Consider the following 21,213-nt stretch of genomic DNA (forward strand, 5'->3'; position numbering starts at 1 on the left):
TGGAACACCTCGACGACCAGGTCGGGGTGGGTGATCACCACCAGATCCCACAGCGGCATCGGGACGCGGAAGATGTCACCATATTTCCGCGCACCTTCTCGCACGTAGCTGAACGGGTCGCGCATGTACTGCGGCACCACCCCGACCACCGGTAATCCCCGCGGGCCCGGCAACCGGCGATCGGGACCGCGCCGCCCCGTCAACAGGGGTGCTCTGGTCCAGCGGAACACATCGCCGCGGCCGTCGGATTCCCGGGTTCTGACGGTGGTGTCCTGGTCGCCGAGCGCGGCGCGGCCCGCCGGATGCGGGCATGCGGAAGCGGTCGTCATCTCATTCCCTTTCTGGCCGAACGGGTTTCGCAGCCGATTCAGCGCTTGGCATGCACGGTCGGGCGAACCTGCGGTCCACGGAGACCGGGAAAGACCCTCTGCAGCAAGCGCATTACGCGTTCCACGGTGCGCTGCGCGGGGGGTCGGATCGGGATCGGGAGCAGCTGGCCGAGGGCGTAGAAGAGGTCCGCGTCGGTGTCGATCCGCGCGATCAGCCAGCCGCGTTCGGGATCGCGCACCATGTTGTAGCGATCCACGCCGGTGATATCCATGGTGCGCGGGGTGAACCGGACTCGTCCGATCTGCCGCCACGGCACCGTGAGCCGGACATTGCCGTCGAGGAAGTCGTAGTAGGGCAGACCACGCGGGGTGTCGTCCTGGGGGTAGAACACCAGGTCCGGGACCAGCCGGAACATCAGGACATACAGGTCGGCCTCGATCTGGCCGGGAAACCAGTCCCGCCCACCGGTGGTCGGGTCGGCATAGGTCAAATCGTCGGCCATACAGTCCCGCAACTGAAGTATCGAGCGCTGCTCCCAGGCATGGAACCACTTGATCAGGAAGTCGGTCATCCCCTCGCATAGCAACCCGGCCGCGACGTACATGTCTTCCTGGGCGCGGACTTTCGCCATGTAGTCCTCGAGCAGCGCGATATAGCGAGTGTGCTCCTGCGAGTAATCACTCGCATCGACCGATATCTCCGGCACCGTGCTGCGGGCAACGAAGTTGCTGTCGGCCTTGGTATTACGTGTCGTTGTCGACATCGTCGCCACTCTCCTTCGAGTCCGCGGCGACGGTGTGGTCTCCGCGGAGCCACCTCTTCCGAATCAGTGAAACATTGTTGATAAAATGTAACAGGTTGAGCCGCGCCTCGGAAGACCCCGACAGCAGTTGCCCAGGCGGCCACTACGATTCGGGCATGGACTTGTCGGCACTGCTGTCGGGTGCGGCTAACCCGCCCGTCCACGGCACGGAGAAGCGGCGCATTCTCACGGCCGCGCGCACCGAGTTCATCAGCCATGGCTTCCGGCGGGCGTCCGTCGGCAATATCGCCAAACTGGCCGGAGTCTCCCGGCCGACCGTCTATCGCCACTGCGGCGACAAGGAAGCCATCTTCCAGGCGGTGGTCTTCGACGAGGTCGTGGAATTCTTCACCGGCATCGCCACCGAGATCCTCGGCCTTCCTACCCCCGCCGAGCGAGCCGTCGAGGGCTTCGTCCTCGGCGTCCGCGGAACCCGGGCGAACCAGCTGTTCACCGCCATCCGGAACTTCGAACCCGAGGCCTTCACCAACGTCTTCCTCGACCCCGACCCCGCCAACCGCGATTTCATCTGCTCGGCGATCGCCATGGGCCTGGCCACCGAAACACTCTCCTACGACCGCGCACTCGGCATCGCCGAGATCATGACCCGCGTCACCGCGTCACTGCTCGTAGCACCCACCGAGCACGTCTCGATCGAAACCGACGACGCCGCACGCGAAGTCGCCACCCGATACTTCGTCCCGATCATCACCAGCGCACTCGACTGATCCATCGAAGACTCCACGACCACTTGGGTTTCGTAAGAACAGCATTCGCCTAGTCGATATCGGCGATCAACCGCTCCTCGGCGAAGCCACTCAGACCGCGATGCGCAGTGAGGTCTCGGACTGTCGATCCGGCGCGTGGCTCGAGGCAACGTCCTGGCCTCGCTGAGCGCGTCCGCGGCGCAGGGCGTGGACCACCTTGCCCTTCGTGATTCGGCGCCTGAGGCCGAAGAGGATGTCGTCAGCGGTCGTCAGTGGTGTCAGCCAGGCCGGTTCGGCGAACTCCGGGATGTGGACGTCCTCGCCGCGCACCCCTGCTGCTGCGAGGACGCCGTTGGTGGCCCGTCGGCCGGCTTCGATCGCGCTCTCCATGAAGTCGGCGCCCATCCCCATATCGGTTCGGACGTACGCCGCGGCCAGGAACAGGTTGGGGATGGCCGTGCTGGCGTCCGGCTGGTCGTCCCGCAGGCCCGCAGTGTTCACGAACAACGGTTCGTCGTTGACGGCGGGCGGCTGACCGCATTCCCAGTGGATGTTCTCCGCAACGTGCCAGGAGTGGATCGCCGAGTCGGGAAGGATGTCATCGCCCTCGGGCAGGGAGGCACGGATCTGCCACAGGCCCTCTCGCACGACCTCCTCCGGCGTCAGCTCGGAGGCGGACTTGCCGGACAACGGACCGGGGATGTGCCAGTCCGGGATGTCGAAGGAGATGTAGTCGACGACCTCGCCGTCGCCGTACCGGTCGGCGAAGTCCCGGTTCCAGAAGCCGGTCTGCCGGATGCCGGCGATGGCCCATGGCTGGTCGACTGCCAAGAAGGCGTCGGGGAACCGCGGCACCGGCCGACGCAGATAGAGACCGAAGCCGCTCAGCCAAGTCGGCTCGATACCGCGAATCAGGTCCAGGCGTGGGTCGGCGGCGACGAGCTGCGGGTTCAGCAACTCGGCTGTGCGTTCCGGCGGCGTGCTCAGCACGTAGTAATCCGCCTCGACCACACTGGCGGCGCTGGTCGCGTCGACCACGGTCGCGCCGACGATCCTGCCGTGCCGGTAGGTCAGATCGGTGACCCGTCGTCCCAGGTGGATGCGTACGCCGAGACCGCGCAAGTGGTCGGCCCATGGGTTCCAGCAGACCTCGTTCATCGGCCCATCCGCCATCAGTCCCCACGGAAGATCCGTGTCACCGATCACGCTGCGCAGAAAGCCGACCATCACCTGGCGAGTAACCCGGGCATTGAGTCGTTCCGAGTTACCGAACCCGCCGGACGTGGCGCAGTTCAACAGGATCTTGCCGTCGGCGGAAAGCTTCGACTTCTTGAAGTAGTCGTCTGTCCCGATGTGCTCCAGCTTGGACCACTGTCGCTTCGACCCGGACACCAGCATCCTGACGAGCCGGTAAGCGAGCGCGACGTTCTTCGGGTTCGAGAGCACGCGGACCAGTTCGGGCGCAGCGTTGAAGTGTTTCGGTCCACCGGTGATCATCGAACGCAGGTCTACCCTGACGTCCGAGGAAGCCGACAGCGCGTGTCCGCGCCACCCGACGACGCCTCGCGGCAGGGTCACGAAGTGGTCGAGAACGGTGCGCCCGTCCCGGGCCGGGATTCGACGCAGCGTGTCGGGCATGCTCTCGTAGAAGCCGAAGATCAGGTGCGGTCCGACCTCGCCTGGCAGTCCGGCGCGGTCGCCGTTCGCGGTCCCGGCGATGTTGTAGGAGCGGGCCTTGCCGCCGACCTCCCGCTCGTGGCGTTCGTAGAGGTCGACCTCGAAGCCGCGCTCGGCGAGTTCGAGGGCGACCGACAGACCGCCCGGTCCTGCGCCGAAGACGGCGACCCGCCCGCGCCCGGTCACTGGTTGTCCCAGACGAGCGGCCGAATGTGGTTGCTGCGCAGCGACGGAGCGATACGGGTGGCGACCTTCACGGCGGCGTAGACCAGCGATTCGTTCAAACCGCGAATCGGGAAGAAGGGAATGAGCTGGCCGGCCATGATGCTCAGGTCGAACTCGGAGTCGATGCGCTGAACCAGCCAATTTTCGTCAGCCGCGTCTCTGACCAGGACGTAGCGGTCGACGCCGAACACCTTTACGGTGCGCGGCGTGACCCTGCCGCGGGCCACCATCAGCCACGGCAGCGTGATCCGGACGACGCCGTCAGTGAAGTCGAAGTAGCACAGGTGCTGGGCCTCTACACCGCGGGGATAGAAGGCGCAATCTGGTGCCCACTTGAACGCGATGTTGTACATGTCGAAGTCGACCTGGCGGGCGCGCGTCTCGCGGTGGCCGAACACCGGCTCGGCCCAGACGATGTCGTCGGTGACCATCTCTCGCAGTCCCTCGGCCGAGTGCTGAAGCCAGGCGTCGAACCACTCGGAAAGAAACCGGGTGATACCCGCGGCGGGGAACCCGGCAGCGACGTATATGTCTTCCTGCTCCTGGGTTTTGGCGAACCAAGGGCGCAGGATCGCGATGGAGTCCTGGTGGTGGGCCGAGTATTTGCCAGCGTCGACGTACGGTGCGAGGTCGGCCCCCCGCGCCGGGGTGTCGACGTGGTGTACCGATTTGATGTTTCGAGCGGGCATCGTTGCCCCTCCCTGCTTCTTGAAGTCTCTTCGACTCTCGGATCGTGGTTCAGCGAACCAACACCCGAACGAGTTGGTATACATATTAAGCACCAAACGTATAGGCTGTCTACATCACGCGAGTGCCTCCTGCGCAAGATTGGCGAGCACTTGCAGATGTGGACCATTCCAGAGCTGCCGTCCGGCGAGATGAACCGAGGCGAGATGCGGCGTCACGCTTGTAGGCACACGGTGCACTTGGTGCATACCCTGTGTCGGCGAGCGGGCTTTCGAGAAGGAGCTGATCACATGGCGAAGGAACCGCGGAGACCAGATTTCACGGTGGCGATCGTCGGCGCCGGTTTTGGTGGCATCGCGTCGGCGATCGAGTTACGCCGTTCCGGGATCGAGGACATCGTTCTCCTCGATCGCGCGCCGCGGGTCGGCGGGACCTGGCAGGTCAACACCTATCCCGGCGTTGCCGTAGACGTACCCTCGCTGCTCTACAGCTTCTCCCACACCACACCGCGGAAGTGGTCGAACCAATTCGCCGACGGCGCCGAGGTTCAGGACTATGCCGAACAGCTGGTCGACGAATTCGACCTGCGGTCGAAACTGCGACTCGAGACCGAAGTCGAGCGCTGCGATTGGGATCCATCGGCCAACGTATGGACAGTGATGACCAATTCGGGCGAAATCACGGCGCGGCATCTGATTGCTGCCTTCGGCTCGATCGAAACTCCCAAGCTGCCCGATATCGATGGCCTCGCGCAGTTCGGCGGCAAGATCGTGCACACCGCACGGTGGGACCACGACTACAGCTACGAGGGCAAGCGGATCGGGATCATCGGCACCGGTGCCAGCGCCCTTCAAGTCATCCCCGAAATGGCCAAGATCGCAGCACACGTCACCGTGTTTCAGCGCACCCCGATCTGGGTGATGCCCAAACTTGATTTCGCCGTCGGCCCGGGACTCAAGCGAGCGATCGACCATGTCCCCGGTTTGCGCAAGGCAGCACGGGGGATCGGCTTCGCGGCGATGGACTACGGACTCCTGAACACCGTGCTCCACTACCGCAGCTTCCCCTACCCCACACACGCTTTGGAGCGTGCGCTGCGCATCTACTACCGGACCCAGGTGCCCGACCCGGTCCTGCGCGAGAAGCTGACACCGACCTACAACTTCTTCTGCAAGCGTCCATCGATGTCCCGCGAATACCTCAAGACCTTCACCGAGGATCACGTCGACCTGGTAACAGAGCCGATCGCCAAGGTGATCGGCAACCGAGTGGTGACCGCTGACGGCGTGGAGCGGGAGGTCGACGTCCTCGTCACGGCAACCGGGTTCAAGATCATGGAGCCCGGCGCCACCCCGGCCTTTCCCGTGATGGGCAGGACGGGGCAGGGCCTGACCGAGTACTGGGCGGCCAACCGGTTCCAGGCGTACCAAGGGGTGTCAGTGCCTGGATTCCCCAATCTGTTCCTGGTTCACGGCCCGTACGGACTCGCCGGCAGTTCCGCCCTGACATCCATGGAGGACACGGCGCGGCACATGGTACGAGTGATCCGCGAGGCCGAGGACCGCGGGCACGCCGTCGCAGAGATCCGGCAGCAACCGCACGACGAGTACTTCCAAGATTGCCTCCGGAGAACCCCGGACACGGTCCTATTCAGCGGAAACTGCGCCGGCTCGAATACCTACTACATCAACTCGCACGGCGACGTGGCTCTCGTACGCCTGCAATTCTCAGGGAGAGCACGCCGGGAGCACCGAAGTTTTCCCATCGACAATTACCGCTTCAGCGACTGACTGACGGGGTTGCCGCGGATACCTATTCCCGAGCAAAGCGCATGTGTCCCGAAGTGGTACACGAAACCGGTCTTCTGGGCGACAACATCAATGGTGCCAATAGACGAACGATAGAAAGCCTTTCCAAATGTATCGACTGACTGTGCTGTACCCCCAGCCCGCCGACCCCGCTGCGTTCCGCAGCTACTACGAGTCCGTCCACTTGCCGCTTACCGCGAAACTTCCCGGCCTCCAGTCCATGCGGCATAGTTTGAATATTGCTGCCGCACAAGGTGATAGCCCCTACTTTGCGATCTGGGAGGGCGAGTTCGACTCCGCCGAGGCAATGGCCGCCGCCATGGCTTCCGAAGAAGGGCAGGCGTTGATCGCGGATTTGCCCAACTACGCCACCGGAGGTGCCGAAATCATTCACTACGAACCTCTCGAAGACGCGTAGCGACAAATCCGACTTGCAACAGTCAGGCCCCCGCGCGCAGGGACATCATCGTCCTCACACGTGGAGAGCCGACTACTCGTTGTGCAATTCCGACAGTTTGAGGAGAGTCATGGTTAGCGCCGAACAGACCGGATTGTTCATCGGCGGGGCATGGGTGACCGCTAGCGGTGACGCCCGCATCGACGTGGTGAACCCGAGTACCGAAGCCCTTCTGGGAAGCATTCCCGAAGCCACACCGCGCGACGTCGACCGGGCCGTACTCGAAGCGCAAAATGCGTTCAAGGACCCCGGCGGATGGTCCACGTGGACAGGTGCCGAACGCGCGGCCGTGCTGCGGCGCTTGGCCGATGCTCTGAACCGCCGCGGGAGCGAAACCGCCGAGATCGTCTCGAGGCAAAACGGTATGCCCATTGCGGTGTCCTCGGGGCTGGAGGCCGCGTTCCCGGCGTTGCTGCTGAACATGTACGCCGACACCATCGACGAACAACCCAAGACAACCCGGCGCCCAGGCCTGCTCGGCGGGCAGATCGACGTCGTCCGCAAGCCGATGGGCGTCGTCGCGGCCATCGTGCCCTGGAACTTTCCCCAAACCCTGGCAATGTCCAAGGTGGCGCCGGCCATCGCTGCGGGAAACACCGTGGTGCTCAAACCATCCCCGGAGACTGTGCTGGACTCGATCATTCTCGCCGAATGCATCGCCGAGGCCGGAGTGCCCAACGGTGTTATCAACATCGTCCCCGGCGGACGTGAGATCGGCGAATACCTCGTACGCCATCCCGGCATCAAGCGTGTCGCCTTCACCGGCTCCACGGCGGCCGGACGTTCGATCGCCGAAACCTGCGGCCGGCTGCTACGTCCGGTTTCACTCGAACTCGGCGGAAAATCGGCGACGATCATCCTCGACGACGGCGACATTGCCAATTCGATCGAAAGCTTTTTCGGTGCAACGCTTCTCAACAATGGGCAGACCTGTTTCCTCGGCACCCGCGTACTGGCGCCGCGGCGTCGATACAACGAGATCGTCGACACCCTGGCCGGGCTCGCACAAGCGGCAACAGTCGGCGACGCCATGGACCCCGCGACCATGATCGGCCCGATGGTCAGCGCGCGTCAGCGAGACCGCGTCGAGGGCTACATCCAGAGAGGAAGCGCCGACGGCGCCACAATCGTCGCGGGCGGCTCACGGCCCGAGCGTGCGGGCTGGTTCGTCGCGCCGACAATCTTCGCGGACGTGAACAATAGCCAAGAGCTTGCCCAAGAGGAGATTTTCGGGCCGGTCCTAGCCGTAATTTCCTACGACGACGACGACCACGCGGTGGCGATCGCCAACGATTCGGCTTATGGATTGGGCGGCACCGTGTGGTCGCAGGACCCGATCCGCGCTCGGGCCCTCGCCGAACGGATCGATACCGGAACCATCGGGATCAATGGATACACCCCCGATCCGGCCGCCCCGTTCGGTGGCGTGAAAGCCAGCGGCATCGGGCGCGAATTCGGACCCGAAGCCATCGACGACTACACGGACCTGCAAACCATCTACCTGTAGAGCTCCAGAGCATGGCGGTCGCGACGAAAGGGTCGGCCGCCATGCTGTCCCCACCTGCTTCACGAAAGAGGATCGGCGAGCGTCATGTACCTCACCCAGACCCTGCACCGCGCACTCCAGCAGAACCCGGATCGGCTGCTCACCATCGATGGCGCCCGCGAACGGACGGTAGCGCAGTCCGTCGATCGGATCGCTCGACTCGCGGGAGCACTCCGCTCGCTGGGTGTCGCCGATGGCGATCGGGTGGGCATCCTGTCGCTGAACTCGGACCGATACCACGAGTACCTGCTCGCGGTGCCATGGGCCGGCGGGGTAGTCAATCCGGTCAACATCCGCTGGAGCATCGCCGAGATCGCGTACTCGCTCGTGGACTGTGACACCCGCGTGCTGCTCGTCGACGACACGTTCGCGGCGATGATCCCCGCGCTTCGGGCCGGCGTGCCGAACCTCGACACCGTCATCTTCTGCGGCGACGGCGCCCTCCCGGACCGCGCCCTCGGCTACGAACAGCTGATCGACGAGGCGCAGCCTGCGCAGGACGCCCGACGCGGAGGAGACGATTTACTCGGTATCTTCTACACCGGCGGCACGACGGGACGCCCCAAAGGCGTCATGCTCAGCCACACCAATCTGCTGACCTCCGCGCTCGGGTCCCTGTGCACCGGCGCGTTCGCGACGCCCGGCGGCCGCCTCTTGCACGCAGCGCCGATGTTCCACATCGCCGACATCGCTTCCTGGACCGCGGGCATGCTCGCCGGATCGACGCACGTCATCGTCGGAGTATTCAGCCCAGCCGGGGTGCTGGAGGCGATCTCGACACACGCCGTCACCGACGCCCTGCTCGTGCCCACGATGATCCAGATGCTGGTCGACGCACCCGAAGCCGCCGAGTCCGACCTGACCGGCATGCGCTCGGTGACCTACGGCGCGTCGCCGATCTCCGAGGCCGTGCTCGAACGAGCCCGCAAGACTTTCCCGGCCGCCGGCCTCACGCAGGCGTACGGCATGACCGAACTGGCACCGGTCGCGACCCTGCTTTCGGCCGCCGACCACGCGGACCCAGCGCTGCGCCGCGCCGCCGGCCGCAGCGCGCCACACGCCGAGGTGAAGATCGTCGACGCCGCGGACATCGAGGTGCCACGGGGCACTGTCGGCGAGGTCCTCGTCCGAGGCGACCACGTCATGCGCGGCTATTGGAACAACCCAGACGAGACGGCTGCTGCGCTGCGTGGTGGCTGGATGCACACCGGTGACGGCGGCTACATGGACGAGCGCGGCTACGTCTTCATCGTCGACCGGCTCAAAGACATGATCATTACCGGCGGCGAGAACGTCTACTCCGCCGAGGTCGAAAACGCCCTCGCCAAGCACGAATCGGTCGCGGCCGCCGCGGTGATCGGGATCCCGGACCCGAAATGGGGCGAACGAGTGCACGCCGTCGTCGTTCTCAAGCCCGGCGCCGCCGTGACCGAGGACGAGATCCGCGACTCGTGCCGGGCGCACATCGCCAACTACAAGATCCCGCGCAGCGTTGCGTTCGTCGATGCCCTGCCCCTGTCCGGCGCCGGGAAGATCCTCAAACGCGAACTACGCGCACAGCATTGGGAGAACTCCCAGCGCAGTGTCGGCTGAAGCGGCCGGACGACGCCGGACCCGCGCCATCCCAGAAAGTGCGGCGAACGCCGCTTCGCTGATCATCGCCGGTGGGGCCAGGCCCCACCGGCGATGATCAGCTGTGCGGCTGGTCAGTGCCCCGTGTATACCGGCGGACGCTTCTGCATGAACGCCATCGCGGCTTCCACGGTGTCATCGAGCGCGAGGAGGCGGAATCGGGTGGCCAGCTCGTCCTCTCGAAGTTGTGCGCTGTACTCGAAGGCGTCGACCTTGGCGGCGAGCCGCTTGGTTTCCTGGAGATGCTGGGGAGGCAGCCTCAGCAGCTTCTCGACCCAGCGCTCCGTGGTCGCCTCCAGGTCGTCGTCCTGGACGACCTCCGTCAGGAGATGCGCTCGACCCAGTTCCTCGACCGGGATGTCATCGCCGATCGCGATTCGGAATGCCAGGCCCCTGGGCAGGAGCTCGGCGGCGCCGATCCAATAGGGACCGAGCGCACCTGTGGGCAGTTCGCGCATGCCGAAGCGCAGCGTGCTCGACGCGAGGCGCACGTCCCCGGTGCACAACAGATAGGCACCGAGCCCGAGGGCGTAGCCGCGGGCCGACGAGATCACGATCTTGCTGCTCGGCGGAAATCCGAGCTGGGTCACGGATGGGTCGTAGGCATCGAGCCATCCTTCGGCACCGGCAGCGGCTTGTTCCATCATGTCGCGCCCTGCACAGAAGTTGGGCCCGTCGGCGGACAGCACCAGAATTCTGCGGGCATCGTCGGCTTCGTACTCCTTCATCGCCGCGACGATGTCGGTATACATGGAAACGCCGACCGCATTGAGCTTCTCTGGGCGGGCAAGCACCAGCCGGGCGACCGGCCCGTCAACCTCGTAGCGAACCTGGGCCGATTCGCTGATCTCTTCCGTCATGACCCCTCCTTCGTATGTGCGGTGACACCGAGCAGTGCCATCGCACGCTGGGCATGGAACAGGTGGTTTCCCGCGGTGAGGTCGGCGCCGCGGGCAGCCTTGTAGAACAGTCCGATATCGGCTTCGTCGGTCATCCCGATCCCGCCGTGTAGTTGGATCGCATCGCCGGTCAGCCGGTTGGCGAGGTCGCCCATTCGGAACTTGGCCGCGCTCGCCGACAGGGCGGCGTCAGGATGCCCGCCATCCGTCGCGCGGACCGCGTCGTCGATCACCGAGGTGGCGACCTCGAGTTCGCAGTGCAGCCGCGCTACCCGATGTTGCAGGGCTTGGTACGTGCCGATCACCGCGCCGAACTGCTTGCGGACCTTCAGATAGTCGACGGTGATCGCGAAGGCGCGTCGCGCCAGTCCGAGCTGCCAGCTCGCCACCAGCACAGCGCCCTCGGTCAGCACCGGCAGAAATGCGTCCTCGAACGACTGCTCGCTGGTGAGCGCGGAATCGGAGCCGACACAGATTTCGTCCGCGCTCACCCACGCCACTCGGCGTCCGTCTACCAGGGCCGCCTCCCGTTCGACGGCAAGCGAGCCGGACGGGACATTCAGCCACAGAACACCATTGGCAGTACTGACCGGGATGAGCACCGAATCCGACCCCGGCAGATCGACCACTGCCGCGCGTCCTCGCAGCGTCGCCACGCCGTTGGCGAAGTCGGCGGTGAACGGCGTCGAACCGCGTTGCAGATCCGCGACCGGCGGTACGGCGACGGCCACGATTGCCGAACCGTCCGCAATCGCGGCACCCAGGGCACCTGCCGCATCATTGCCCGCAGCAACGGCACCGCGGACAACCGGAACTGCGAGCGCGACCGTGCTGAGGAACGGGTCGGGGCTCAGATTCCGCCCGCACACCTCCAACAGGCGCGCGGCGGCGGCGATGTCCAGACCGGCCCCGCCCACCACCTCGGGCAACGCCAACCCGGTCCAGCCCAGCTGCGCCTGAGCGCGCCAGCGCTCGCGATCGAAGCCGATTGTCATGTCGCCGCGCTGCACGCGGCGAGCGTTGTCGAGGGGAACGTTCCCCGACAGGTAGCGCTGCGCGGTCTCGGCAAGTGCCGCGACTTCTGCGGAATGATCCATGGTGGTCGTCATGAGGCAGGTAGTCCTAGGTCGCGCTTGCTGATGATGTTGAGTTGAATCTCTGTGGTACCGCCCGCGATCGACCACGCACGCGCGGCCAGCCAATTGCGCGTGGTGTCCAGCGACTCGGGCTCGACTTCGCCGGCCATCGAGCTGCCGTCCCACTCGCGCAGGAGGGTGAGCAACTCGGCCCGGCGCTGAGTGTGCTCCGCAAAGACCACCTTGATGACATTGGCCAGTCGTGCAGCGCCTGTCAGATCGCCCGATCGCACCATGCGGCTCATCCGCTCGATCGTGGCTTCGAGAGCGCGCTGGTCGAGCTCGTTGCGCGCCACCGCGACGGCGATCTCCGGAGAACTCACCGCGAGCTCATGGAAGGTTTCCAGCAAGGGAAAGGGCCAAGCGGCGCCCCCCAGCTCCGACATCGCGGCGCGCTCGAACATCAAGATCGTCTTCGCGACGTTCCAACCCTCGTTCTCGGCTCCCAGCATTTCGTTCGCCGGGACCCGGACGTTGTCGAAGTGGGTCTCGCAGAACTCTTCGATTCCATTGATCAGACGCATCGGCCGGATCGTGATGCCGGGCGTTGCCATGTCGACAAGGAACATGCTGATGCCCGCGCTCTGCTTCGGCGCGTCGGCTGCGGTGCGGGCCAGGCAGAACATCCAGTCCGCTACCGTGGCCTTCGATGTCCACGTCTTCTGGCCGTTGAGCACGAACTCGTCGCCGTCGCGGACGGCGCGCAGGCGCAAGGAGACAAGGTCGGAGCCGGCCTCGGGTTCACTGAAACCCTGGCACCAGCTCGTCTCCCCGCGCGCGATCGCCGGCACATGGCGTCGCTTCTGCTCCTCCGTGCCGTATATCAACAGCGCCGGCGCGATGAGCGAAACGCCACCGCCCATCAACGGTGGCCGGGCATGGATGCGCCTCATCTCCTTCGCCAGAATCGCCGCACGAGGACCGTCGAGTCCCGCGCCGCCGTACTCGACGGGGGCCATCGGCAAGGCCAGGCCGCGGCTCGCGACCCGTTCCAGCCAGATTCGGATGTCCGGGTTGCCGGCCGGGTGACCCTTCGAACCGCCGAATGGCATTTCCTCCGGACGCATCGGTGTCCGCATCGACTGCGGACAGTTTTCCGCGAGCCACTCACGGACCGCTTCGCGGAACGCATCGGCGTCCTCCGGCCACATTTTCGCCGTATTCATACTCTCTGCTCTTTCGTCGACTTCTTCACGCTGGCCGCAGGACGGCCGGCCCTGGTCAAATGCGCGTGGCACCGGCACAGATCTCGTCGTACACCTGCTGGGTCAACGGCACGTACGTCCCGGCGAGGGTGCTGCGAAAGTAGAGGGCGTCCTCGATCTTCGAGGGATCGAATCCCTGCTGCACCAGGTTCACCTTGCGATGTTTGAGCGAGCCGGTGACCTCGATTCCTGGTTGGATGCGCAGGAACAGCGGGCGCGCGTACGGGGCGAGGTCACGTTCGGTCGCCTTGTATAGCGCGCTCAGGTCGAGCGGGCCGTCCTCATGCGAGACGATGGCGGCCATTCCGGCTCGCCCGTCGGCGCCGGGCACCTCGACGCCGTAGACGTTGACCTCGTCGATGCCGGCAAGCACGGAGAGCATTTCGGCGACCTCGGTCGTGGCGACGTTCTCGCCCTTCCATCGGAAGGTGTCGCCGATCCGGTCGACGAAGTAGAAGAAGCCGTCCTCGTCCATGCGGAGCAGGTCACCGCTGCGGAAATAGGCATCGCCCGGTTTGAAGACGTCGCGGAGGATCTTGCGTTCGTTGGCTTCCGCTTCGGTATACCCCTCGAAGCGGCCGGTGGAGACACCGGTCTTGGCGGGGATCTTGCCGATCAACTCACCGGCAACGCCGGGTGCGCAGCGGATGCAGCGACCGTCCCGGCCGCGCACCGGTTGGTCGGCCTCGATGTCGTAGCGGATCAACTCGATACCCAGGGCCTTGCGCACGAAGCTGGGGTACCGGCCCACCGCGCCCCGCCTGCCTTCCACGTTGATCATCGAGACGTTGCCCTCGGTGGAGCCGTAGCCCTCGAGGATCCTTCGAATCCCGAAGCGCTCCTGGACAACTGGCCAGATGTCGGGCCGCAGCCCGTTGCCCGCGCAGCGCGTGACTTTGTGGGTCCTCTCCTCGGGGACCGGGTCCTGGTTGACCAGGTAACGGAACAGCTCGCCGACGTAATGGAACGAGGTGGCTTCGAACCGCACCAGATCCGGAAAGAACTGGCGGGCAGAGAACTTGGGCACGATGATGGCGGTCGCGCCGGCCAGGAGGGCCCCGCAAATCGACCCGCTACCCGCGGCGTGATACAGCGGAAGGCACGTGTAATGGCGGCTCCCCGGCCCCAGCTCGAGCATGATGACGAGCGCGGAAGTCATGGACAGGGCGCGCAGATGGCTCATGCTCGCGGCCTTGGGCAGCCCGGTCGTTCCCGACGTGTAAATGAGAAAGACATCGGTCCCGCCAGTGGTGATGCCCCTGCGGTGCGCATCACCCGGACGAGTGGTCGGCGCTGCGGCTAACAGTGGTTCGAGGGCCACATGCGCGCCGTCGCCGCCGAGGGTGTAAACCGGCAGGTCATCCAGCCGACCGTCGACGGTGGCGAAGGCGGTGACCCGGTCCCCGCCGAGAACCACCAGTTTGGGATCGGCCAGCTCGAGGCAGTGGGTGAGCTGCGGGCCGGACAGGTTGGTGTTGATGAGCGCGGTCGTGACTCCCAGCTTGGCCGCTCCCAGCCAGGCCGCCACGTACTCGAGCTGGTTGGGCATGTCGAGGGCGATCACGTCGCCGGTTGCGAGATCCTGCGACAGATAGAAGTGCGCGAATCGGTTGGCGAAGGCGTCCAGCTCTCGATACGACCAGGTCGCCTCGTCCGAGATGAGAGCCGGTCGATCGGGGGACCGGTCGACGACAGCCTCGATCTGTGTCGCGATCGTCTCGCGTCCCGTCGCCGAGAACCCTCGCATCGCGCGTAGCACCGGCACCATTTCCTGGAGCCACCTGATATCCCGGAGGAGCTTCATCGGGTGAGTCCTCTCGGGGCTCGATCCATCGGGTCGCACTCCACTCCGCGGATCAGCTCGTGCATGCGCCGATCGCGGGCGAACCAGCGATCGATCGCCACGTTCGCCACGCCGCGGACGAGCCCGAGCAGCTCCCACCGCGCAGGGGAGTAGGTGCGCACCGCCCGCCGCGCGATGCCGTCCGCGATCGACTTCGCCGCCTCCTGCGCGGTGGCCCTCGCGTCCAGCGGCCAGGGAAGCATCGCGGCCGCCCCGCGTGCGAACTCGTCGGCGTCGAGGGCCTGATGAGCCATCGCCGTGTCGACAACGCCGAAGTATGCGACGCCGGCGCTGGCGCCAACGGCGGCCAGCTCAACGCCCAAGGTCCGGCCGAACGCTTCGACTCCGGCCTTGCTCGTGAAATATGCGGCGTTACTCGGTCCTGGCCCGAACGCGGCGCATGAGGACACGACGACCACATGACCGCCGTTGTCGACGACGTGACGCAGTGCGGGGCGGACGGTATTGAAAACGCCCGTGAGGTTGACCGCCAGAACGCGGTCGAAATCTTCCGCGACCATGGTCCTGATCGTCGCCTTGCCGGCCATCATTGCCGCGTTCGCGACCACGATGTCGAGGCGGCCGAACCGCTCGACGGCCGCTTCGACCGCGCGCACCATGGCCGCGCGGTCGGAGACATCGGCACCCATCGCAAGGACTCGATCGCCGAACTCGGTCGCGACTTCCTGCGCTGCCGCCTCGTCGATGTCGACCGCGACGATCGACGCACCGCGCTCGGACAGAATGCGCACGACTTCCCGGCCGATGCCCTGCCCGGCACCGGTGACCAGGGCCGCGCGCCCTTGCACGTCGTAGGACGGCGCTCGGAGCAAGCCGTTCGGATTGAGCGCTGCGATCTTCATCGGTCGCCTCGCCTGCTGCAGTTCATCGGGAGTGGGGTCGCACACATCGGGCTAGTATACACTCTTCAGACAATCTGTATCATTTGTATACTTACGTCGGACGGTGTCTTCACCGGCCAAGCACGAAGGGAACGCCGTGAGCGCATCTAACGAGTTCGACTGGGAATGGGCGAAGCGGACGGGTGGAAATCTCACCCGCGCGCAGCAACTGCGGGTGGCGGGTCGCACGTTGGCGCTCATACCGTCTTCGGTTCCCGGTGCCGTCAGGTACCGGCTGGGTCGGCGCGGTGCCGGCCGGCTGAACTTCGACGACGTCCGGCTTCCGGACTCCAAGCTCGCAACAGCGGCCGAGGAGGAGGCACGCGACACACTGCCGCCGTGGCTGTTCAACCACTCGATGCGGACATACTTTTTCGCCCGCGTGCTGACCCAGATCGATGGCATCAAGGTCGATGACGAGCTCGCTTACGCTGGTTCGCTGCTGCATGATCGAGGCCTCGACCGGCCGACTCCGGGACGATGCTTCACCGTCGTCGGCGGCGAGCGCGCGGTCGCGGTCGCCGAAGCCGTCGGTGTCGATCCGAAGCGGGCGCAAGCGGTCGGTGCCGCCGCCAGTGATCATGCGAACGCGGGTATCGACCACCACCTCGACATCCCCGGCGGGTATGTCCTCGCCGGCTCTCTTGTCGATTGCATGGCGAAGCGGCTCGACGAGTTCGACCCCACATGGGTGGCAGCCCTGTTGACCCGCTACCCGCGGCTGAACCTCAAGCGCGAACTGATCACCGCCCTGCATGCCGAGGCCCGTGCCGTGCCGAACGGCCGTCTCAATGTAGTCGTCAGGTTGATGCCCGCCTCGCTGGTGATGGGCGCCGCGCCCTACTCCGACTAGCGAGCAGCGATGTCGACGTTCACTGAACCCGGCTACCCCTACGAGCTCATCGACGATCGGTTCACGAAGGTCGCTGCCAGGTTCTACTCGATGTTCGGGCCGCCCGATCCGGGCGGCGGGGCGTTGGCCGTTTACCTTGACGGTGAGCCGGTGCTGGACATCTGGGGCGGCTGGGCGGCGCCCGGTCGGCCGTGGGAGGCCGACACCTTGGCGCTGTCGTACTCGACGGGCAAGGGGGTGGCCGCAACCGTCCTGCACCGGATCGCCGAGCAGGGGATGATCGAATACCGCAACCCCGTGGCTGAGTACTGGCCGGAGTTTGCCGCGAAGGGCAAGGACGCCATCACCGTGCGCGACCTCTTGCGCCATCGAGCGGGATTGCAGCAGGTGCGGGGTCTATTGGCCAACCCCGATGCGCTGCTGGACCATGACGCCAGTGCGGAAGCGCTGGCGGCGGCGGCACCGGACCCGCGGCGACTGAAGGCCTCCGGTTATCACACCGTCACGTTCGGAACCCTGGTGGCTGAACTTGCGCAGCGCGCCAGCGGGCGGAGTTTCCAGGACCTGGTTCGCGACGAGCTCGCGAAACCATTGGGCGACAACGACTTCTACTTTGGGGTCCCCACGCAGCAGCGACACCGACTCGCCGAACTTCGTCCGCGCCACCACATTGCGAGGGTCCCTGTGGATACCCTCGCGAGGGCAGGAACACTCATCCCGCCGTTGCGCGCTCTGTTCGGCTCCGTCTACGACGGCGTCTTCGATATCCCCCACGACTCCGATGCTGCTTACGACGCCATGATGCCGGGCTGGAACGGTGTGTTCACTGCGCGTTCGCTGGCGCGGCTGTACGCCGCTGTCGCCAATGACGGTGTCGTCGGTTCCCACCGTCTGCTGCGCGCCGACACCGTGCGGACCATCACCGACATGCCCTTCAACAGCCGCTACGACTACGTTGCGGGCGTCCCGTTGAACCACTCGATGGGCTACCATCGCGCCATCGTCGGCCGCCGGTTCCGCCGAGATGCGCTGGGCCACATCGGCATCGGTGGATCGGGAGGGATCGCCATGCCGAAACTGGGCCTGTCGGTCGCCTTTGTCACCAACCGTCTCGGCGGTGCGGTCTCGAGCGTTGGCGATGCTCGTCTGCCGGTGCTTGCGGCCCTCGCGGCCCAGTCCGCTCACGCGACGCGCGAGCAGAAATAGGCGACCTATCGCTCAGCGGAGGATGGGGGCGATGGCGAGTGTTACGACGGCGTCGAGGTCGTCGTCGGTGGGCAGCATGATGAGGCTCACCAGCGTCCGCACCAGCCACTCGGCGCGTCGGCGGGAATCGCCGTTCTCCTGGATGGGCCCGGGTGCAATGAGCGGCATCATCGGTGCGAGCCGATCAGCGATGCGCTGTACGCCTTCGACGATCAGTCCGGTGGTGAACAGCGAGCCCAGGACCTCCGGCTCGTGCTCCAAGAGCCGGCGGGTGAACGGATGCTCCTGCCACCCGGAGACCCACCGGCCGCCCGACTCGAGGAGGACCTGCTCGGGGCCTTTCCCGGCCGAGAGGCTCGAGCTGACGTCGTCGAGGAACGCGTACGTCGAGCGCTCGACGACGAGCAGGATGGCCTGTTCGACCGAGGACACCTGCCGATAGAGGGTCTTCCGCGTCACGCCCAGCTCGCGCGCCAGGTCCGACATCGACGTGCGCACAAAGCCGTGAGCGGCAACCGCTCGCACGGTGGCGTCCAGCAGTGGATCGAGAGCCTCGGGTGGACGCGAGCCGGCGCCCATCTCGATCAAGGTTCGGAGTGCGCTGACCGCCCGGCCCACGCCGACAGAGCGGACGGTCGCAGGGCGGCTCTCAGTAGTCGACATCGTGCAAGTCCTAGTCCATCCCTGAGAAGGTCGATCAAAATGACGTAGACATATTAACCACCGAGTGTATATTGCCTGCGACATCAGCGTGACAATCGAGGCCTTCTTCGACGGCGGACCGCTCTCGGGAGCCGATGGGCACCGCCGTGACCGAGAAGGCCGACGCTGACTCGCTCGAGAAGCTGCGCGGCCTGCCACGCGCCGCCCGCGACGGATGATCCCACCTGACATCGTAAGCTGTCAGACACTATGCACATGCGTCAGAAGCGTCTGATCGACACTCGTAGATGAACACTCGTATACCGTCCCGCCGCGAGGGTCCGGCGCTCCAGAAGCGTCGCGCGGCGCGCCGCGCCGCGATCCTCGCCGCCGGCCTGGACCTGATCGGCACCGGCGGCACGAGCGCGCTGACGATCCGGGCGGTGTGCCAGAGCACCCGGCTGACCGAGCGCCACGTCTATGACAACTTCGCCTCACGCGACGCGCTCGTCGCTGCCGTCTTCGACGACGCCGTCGGACGCCTTGTCTCGGAGGGCCTCGTCCTCTACTACGCCGGCGAGGCACAGCATCAGGAGCCGATGTCGGTCCTGGGCCAGGCACTCACGACCATTCTGCAAGCGTTCGAACAGGACCCGCGGCTCGTCCGGCTGCTGCTCATCGAGCCCCCCGCCGAGCCGGTCCTTCGGGAGCGTTTCGACGCGTTCATGAACACCGGCGAGCAACTGATCGTCACGCACATCCTGCGACGCCTCGCCACCGTCGAGGCCGAGGATCGCGAGCTTGCATTCATTGCCCGCGCGCTGCTCGGGGCAGTGGTCTTTTCGATCAGTCGCTGGGCCACCGGCGAGGCCGACGTATCGATCGACGAGTTCGTCGAACTGGGGCTCGATCTCGTGCGCGGGATTATCGACCGGCGCCTGAGCCTCTGACCGCCTGCCGCGGCCGGGGCGTCCAACCTCGCGGCGTGATGCGCGCCGACGCTCGACACACGAAGGGTCGAAGCTCGGCGCTTCGATTCGCGGCGCCTACATCGATGCGATCCTCGGCGTCGGGCTGGAGGCGACCGCCGAGACGGTCGAATGATCGCTCGTCGCCGGCTCGCGATGGAAGAGGTAGTCCTCGAGCGGGAAGTGCCGCGCCCGCCACCATGCCTTGATCAGCGTCTGCGGCCGCAGGATCGTGATCTCACCGTTGTCGTCGACGTAGAAGCTGTTCGATCGGGCGCATGCCTCGCCGCGGAGGAAGTTGCCGTCCATCGCACGATCCACCTCGCCGAGGAAGCGGGCGGTGGCGTCCTGGGTGACCTCCACGGCCACAGCCTTCCGCCGCTCGGCCTCCTTGATGAGCCGGATGTGATGCGTGGCCTGCACCTCGACGAGGTTCGTGTAGGAACCGGGGGTATACGCGTGCGGTCCGAGGACGAACAAGAGATTCGGAAAGCCCGGCACGGTTGCTCCCTCGTAGGCCTGCGGACGATGCTCGCGCCAGTAGTCGCGCAGATCGGCACCGCCGGCGCCGCGCAGCGGGACCGGGGGCGTGTGATCAGCGAAGCCCGTGGCCATGACGATGACGTCGAACGGATGCTCGACACCGTCGCAGGTCCGGATGCCGCGCGGCGTCACCCGCTCGATCGGGGTCGTCTCGAGCGTGACGTTGTCGCGGTTGAACGTGCGCCAGTACGCGTTGGAGATTCCGAACGGCTGGCAGCCGAACCCGTACTTGGGCGTCAGCCTCCGGCGCGTCTCGGCGTCGGAGACGCACACCCGCATGTGTGCGCGCGAGATCCTCTCGACCAGCCGCGGAGGCGCGGCTCTCCACACCCGGCCGGCCACCATCTCGATGCCGCCGATCGTCGCTGCCCGCGCGGCCTCGTTGACCAGCGGCAGCCGCTTCAGCACATGGCGCATCGGGCCGAACGCCACATCGGGTCGCGGCATGACCCAGACCGGCGTGCGCTGGAACACCGTGAGGCTGCGTACCACCGGCGCGACCGTGGGCGCGACCTGCACCGCCGAGGCGCCGGTGCCGACGACGGCCACCCGGCGCCCGTCGAGCTCGACGTCGCGGTCCCACCGTGCGGTGTGCAGCAGCGCGCCGTCGAACTCGTCGAGCCCAGGGATGTCGGGCATCTTCGGCTCGGCGAACGGGCCGACGGCGATGATCAGGAACCGCGCCGCGAGCGGGCCACGCAAGGTCTCGACGTGCCAGAGGGCGTTTTCGTCGTCGTAGGTCCCCCCGGTCACCTCGACACCCAACCGGATATGCGGGCGCAGGCCCCACTTGTCGACGCAGCCGTCGAGGTAGGCCTTCACCTCGCCCCCGGTCGGGAAGACGCGCCGCCAGTCGCGCTTCATCTCGAATGAGAACTGGTAGCCGAAGCCCGGGATGTCGACCGCGACACCGGGGTAGACGTTGTCTCGCCAGGTGCCTCCGAAGTCATCGGCGCGTTCGAGGATCACGAAATCCTCGATGCCCGCCTGCTTGAGGCGGATGCCGAGGCCGATCCCCGCGATGCCCGCCCCGAGTATCACGACGCGATGGTCCGGCGCGCTCGCGCACCGTCGTTGATTGACAGTCATGTCATGCATAGTAACAATGGGCGTTGTCATTACGCGAATATTTGTTGAGCGACTGT

The 21,213-nt window shown here is 65.9% G+C and carries 19 protein-coding genes; 8 read left to right on the forward strand and 11 right to left on the reverse strand.

The window, feature by feature from the left end; genetic code table 11:
- On the reverse strand, nt 1-329 hold a 329-nt coding region (locus AB0N05_RS09025), incomplete at its 3' end, for a cytochrome P450 (protein WP_364689690.1).
- A 38-nt stretch (nt 330-367) separates the two neighbouring features.
- Nucleotides 368-1,093, reverse strand: coding sequence for a hypothetical protein (locus AB0N05_RS09030; RefSeq protein WP_364689693.1), 726 nt, complete (start codon nt 1,091-1,093; stop codon nt 368-370).
- A 155-nt stretch (nt 1,094-1,248) separates the two neighbouring features.
- Between AB0N05_RS09030 and AB0N05_RS09035 the strand changes: the two genes are divergently transcribed.
- Nucleotides 1,249-1,860, forward strand: coding sequence for a TetR/AcrR family transcriptional regulator (locus tag AB0N05_RS09035; protein ID WP_364689695.1), 612 nt, complete (start codon nt 1,249-1,251; stop codon nt 1,858-1,860).
- Between the two features lie 90 nt (nt 1,861-1,950).
- On the opposite strand, the gene AB0N05_RS09040 is transcribed toward AB0N05_RS09035, so the two are convergent.
- Together AB0N05_RS09040 and AB0N05_RS09045 are read right to left on the reverse strand one after the other, a co-directional pair.
- On the reverse strand, nt 1,951-3,702 hold the full coding sequence (locus AB0N05_RS09040; RefSeq protein WP_364689698.1) for an FAD-dependent oxidoreductase: 1,752 nt from the start codon (nt 3,700-3,702) through the stop codon (nt 1,951-1,953).
- Complete coding sequence (locus AB0N05_RS09045) at nt 3,699-4,430, reverse strand: hypothetical protein (RefSeq protein ID WP_364689701.1); 732 nt, start codon at nt 4,428-4,430, stop codon at nt 3,699-3,701. The genes AB0N05_RS09040 and AB0N05_RS09045 overlap by 4 nt, the downstream gene beginning before the upstream one ends.
- Before the next feature lie 288 nt (nt 4,431-4,718).
- Here AB0N05_RS09045 and AB0N05_RS09050 point away from each other — a divergent pair, with 288 nt between their 5' ends.
- The 4 genes from AB0N05_RS09050 (at nt 4,719) to AB0N05_RS09065 (ending at nt 9,832) form a co-directional block, all read left to right on the forward strand.
- The gene (locus AB0N05_RS09050) at nt 4,719-6,218 is read left to right on the forward strand and encodes an NAD(P)/FAD-dependent oxidoreductase (protein WP_364689704.1); all 1,500 of its coding nucleotides are present in this window, start codon (nt 4,719-4,721) and stop codon (nt 6,216-6,218) included.
- Between the two features lie 127 nt (nt 6,219-6,345).
- Complete coding sequence (locus AB0N05_RS09055) at nt 6,346-6,654, forward strand: EthD family reductase (RefSeq protein WP_364689707.1); 309 nt, start codon at nt 6,346-6,348, stop codon at nt 6,652-6,654.
- A gap of 109 nt (nt 6,655-6,763) precedes the next feature.
- Complete coding sequence (locus tag AB0N05_RS09060; protein WP_364692226.1) at nt 6,764-8,200, forward strand: aldehyde dehydrogenase; 1,437 nt, start codon at nt 6,764-6,766, stop codon at nt 8,198-8,200.
- An 84-nt stretch (nt 8,201-8,284) separates the two neighbouring features.
- The gene (locus AB0N05_RS09065) at nt 8,285-9,832 is read left to right on the forward strand and encodes a long-chain-fatty-acid--CoA ligase (protein ID WP_364689710.1); all 1,548 of its coding nucleotides are present in this window, start codon (nt 8,285-8,287) and stop codon (nt 9,830-9,832) included.
- A 113-nt stretch (nt 9,833-9,945) separates the two neighbouring features.
- On the opposite strand, the gene AB0N05_RS09070 is transcribed toward AB0N05_RS09065, so the two are convergent.
- The 5 genes from AB0N05_RS09070 to AB0N05_RS09090 are packed head-to-tail and all read right to left on the reverse strand — an operon-like array spanning nt 9,946 to nt 15,817.
- On the reverse strand, nt 9,946-10,731 hold the full coding sequence (locus tag AB0N05_RS09070; RefSeq protein ID WP_364689713.1) for an enoyl-CoA hydratase/isomerase family protein: 786 nt from the start codon (nt 10,729-10,731) through the stop codon (nt 9,946-9,948).
- Nucleotides 10,728-11,879, reverse strand: coding sequence for an acyl-CoA dehydrogenase family protein (locus tag AB0N05_RS09075; protein WP_364689716.1), 1,152 nt, complete (start codon nt 11,877-11,879; stop codon nt 10,728-10,730). The genes AB0N05_RS09070 and AB0N05_RS09075 overlap by 4 nt, the downstream gene beginning before the upstream one ends.
- Nucleotides 11,876-13,072, reverse strand: coding sequence for an acyl-CoA dehydrogenase family protein (locus tag AB0N05_RS09080; RefSeq protein ID WP_364689719.1), 1,197 nt, complete (start codon nt 13,070-13,072; stop codon nt 11,876-11,878). Before AB0N05_RS09080 ends, AB0N05_RS09075 begins: the two co-directional genes overlap by 4 nt.
- Before the next feature lie 55 nt (nt 13,073-13,127).
- Complete coding sequence (locus tag AB0N05_RS09085) at nt 13,128-14,915, reverse strand: long-chain-acyl-CoA synthetase (protein ID WP_364689722.1); 1,788 nt, start codon at nt 14,913-14,915, stop codon at nt 13,128-13,130.
- Nucleotides 14,912-15,817, reverse strand: coding sequence for an SDR family NAD(P)-dependent oxidoreductase (locus AB0N05_RS09090; protein ID WP_364689725.1), 906 nt, complete (start codon nt 15,815-15,817; stop codon nt 14,912-14,914). Before AB0N05_RS09090 ends, AB0N05_RS09085 begins: the two co-directional genes overlap by 4 nt.
- Before the next feature lie 103 nt (nt 15,818-15,920).
- On the opposite strand from AB0N05_RS09090, the gene AB0N05_RS09095 reads away from it, so the two are divergent.
- Nucleotides 15,921-16,709 (forward strand): phosphohydrolase, encoded by a 789-nt coding sequence (locus AB0N05_RS09095; RefSeq protein WP_364689728.1) that lies wholly within the window; start codon nt 15,921-15,923, stop codon nt 16,707-16,709.
- 9 nt (nt 16,710-16,718) lie between these two features.
- On the forward strand, nt 16,719-17,915 hold the full coding sequence (locus tag AB0N05_RS09100; RefSeq protein WP_364689731.1) for a serine hydrolase domain-containing protein: 1,197 nt from the start codon (nt 16,719-16,721) through the stop codon (nt 17,913-17,915).
- A 12-nt stretch (nt 17,916-17,927) separates the two neighbouring features.
- Here AB0N05_RS09100 and AB0N05_RS09105 read toward each other — a convergent pair whose 3' ends face one another.
- Complete coding sequence (locus tag AB0N05_RS09105; RefSeq protein ID WP_364689734.1) at nt 17,928-18,578, reverse strand: helix-turn-helix domain-containing protein; 651 nt, start codon at nt 18,576-18,578, stop codon at nt 17,928-17,930.
- Nucleotides 18,579-18,865: 287 nt separating this feature from the next.
- Between AB0N05_RS09105 and AB0N05_RS09110 the strand changes: the two genes are divergently transcribed.
- Nucleotides 18,866-19,507 (forward strand): TetR family transcriptional regulator, encoded by a 642-nt coding sequence (locus AB0N05_RS09110; RefSeq protein WP_364689737.1) that lies wholly within the window; start codon nt 18,866-18,868, stop codon nt 19,505-19,507.
- A gap of 96 nt (nt 19,508-19,603) precedes the next feature.
- Here AB0N05_RS09110 and AB0N05_RS09115 read toward each other — a convergent pair whose 3' ends face one another.
- The gene (locus AB0N05_RS09115; protein ID WP_364689740.1) at nt 19,604-21,157 is read right to left on the reverse strand and encodes an NAD(P)/FAD-dependent oxidoreductase; all 1,554 of its coding nucleotides are present in this window, start codon (nt 21,155-21,157) and stop codon (nt 19,604-19,606) included.
- Nucleotides 21,158-21,213: the final 56 nt, after the last annotated feature.

This window comes from Nocardia sp. NPDC051030, assembly GCF_040683015.1.
Taxonomy (GTDB): domain Bacteria; phylum Actinomycetota; class Actinomycetes; order Mycobacteriales; family Mycobacteriaceae; genus Nocardia.